Source organism: Mesorhizobium sp. M4A.F.Ca.ET.050.02.1.1, from assembly GCF_003997725.1.
Taxonomy (GTDB): Bacteria; Pseudomonadota; Alphaproteobacteria; order Rhizobiales; family Rhizobiaceae; genus Mesorhizobium.
Window position 1 is genome coordinate 1 of record NZ_RZSG01001082.1, and the last position, 1,572, is coordinate 1,572.

The window sequence follows — 1,572 nt, forward strand, 5'->3', positions numbered from 1 at the left end:
GGCCTGATGAGCGCGCTCGGCAAGCGCATGGCAAGCTACCTGGCGAGCGGCGATGCGCGGCAACTGCCCTTCCCGCTGTCGCCGATCAGGCCGATCCCGTTCCACGCCTTCCGGCAGGTCGGCGTTGCCGCGACGATCGCCTGGTACCGGATGCTCGACGCGTTGGAGCGCTGATTTCGCTGAACACGTTCCTTCACCGCGCGATTCAGCTTGACAGTTTCACGAATATGAAAAAGTCTAAGTCGATTTCATAATTCCGACGGGCAGATCGATGTCGGCCATCGCAGCAAGTCAGCCATTGCCGGAAACTCGCGCTTCGCCGGTGTTCCGCTTCGCCATGCTGCTGCCGGGCGGACTGGTCACCTTCTTCCTGATCCTCTTCGCTCTCGGCCTGGTGATTTTCCTTGCCTTCCGAGGCAATGACGGCTCGCTGCTCGGCGTCGGCCTGACCGCCGCGAACTTCGTCACCGTGGCGACCGATCCGCTCTACTGGACGGTGACGCTGCGCTCGCTGGTGATCGCCGGCCTTGTGACGCTGGTGACCGTGGTGACCGCCTATCCCGTCGCCTACTACCTCGCCTTCCATGCCGGACGCCGCCGCGGCCTGCTGCTCTTCCTGGTGACGCTGCCGTTCTGGACAAGCTACCTGCTGCGCGTCTTCGCCTGGAAGATCGTGCTTGCCTACAATGGCGTGCTCAACTCGGCCTTTATCGAAAGCGGCCTCTGGTCGGAGCCGACGCTGGCCTTCCTCAACACGCCGGCGGCGGTGGTGGTCACGCTTGCCCACGCCTACGCGCCCTTCGCCATCCTGCCGATCTACGTCGCGCTGGACACGATCCCGAAATCGCTGCTCGAAGCCGCCTCCGATCTCGGCGCCCGTCCGTTCACCGCGTTCCGCCGCGTCGTGCTGCCGAATTCGATGCCGGGCGTGCTGGCGGCGGCCCTCGTCGTCTTCGTGCCGACGGTCGGCGACTATGTCACGCCGGCCATGGTCGGCGGCCCGGCCAGCACCATGATCGGCACGCTGATCCAGTCGCAGTTCGGCAAGGCCAATGACTGGCCGTTCGGCGCCGCCCTTTCGGTCTGCGTCATGCTGGTCATCCTCTGCGTGGTGCTGGTCGCGCGCGGCGCCGACCGCAGATTTGGCAGCCGCACATGAGCGCGACGCGCACCGGGACCGACACAGGTGGTCGCTGGCTCGGCCTCTACGTGCTTGGCTATCTGGTCTTCCTCTATCTGCCGGTGCTTTTGATCCCGCTGTTTTCCTTCAACAATTCCATCCAGGCTGCGTTTCCGCTGCAGGGCTTCACGCTTGAATGGTACGAGACGCTCTACGGCAATCCGGTCTTGTCGGGGGCACTCGCCAACAGCCTGGTGATCGGCGTCATCGCCGCTTCGGGCGCTACGCTCTGCGGCATCACCGTGTCCTATATGGACCTCTTCGGCCGCTCGCCGCTCGCCGCCACGATCAGCGCCATCGCGCGGCTGCCGATCCTGATTCCAGGCGTCATCGTCGGCATCTCGCTGCTGATCCTGGTCAATCTGATCGGCCTCGGCCCGTCGCGCGTCGCC

1 protein-coding gene and 1 pseudogene are annotated in these 1,572 nt (G+C 64.9%); both read left to right on the forward strand.

The window, feature by feature from the left end:
* Positions 1–271 precede the first annotated feature (271 nt).
* Entirely contained in the window at positions 272–1,159 is an 888-nt protein-coding gene (locus tag EOA33_RS35145) for an ABC transporter permease (protein ID WP_127407680.1), read from the forward strand.
* Positions 1,156–1,572, forward strand: a pseudogene (locus tag EOA33_RS35150) (ABC transporter permease); the annotation flags it as partial. The gene EOA33_RS35145 and the pseudogene EOA33_RS35150, both read left to right, overlap by 4 nt.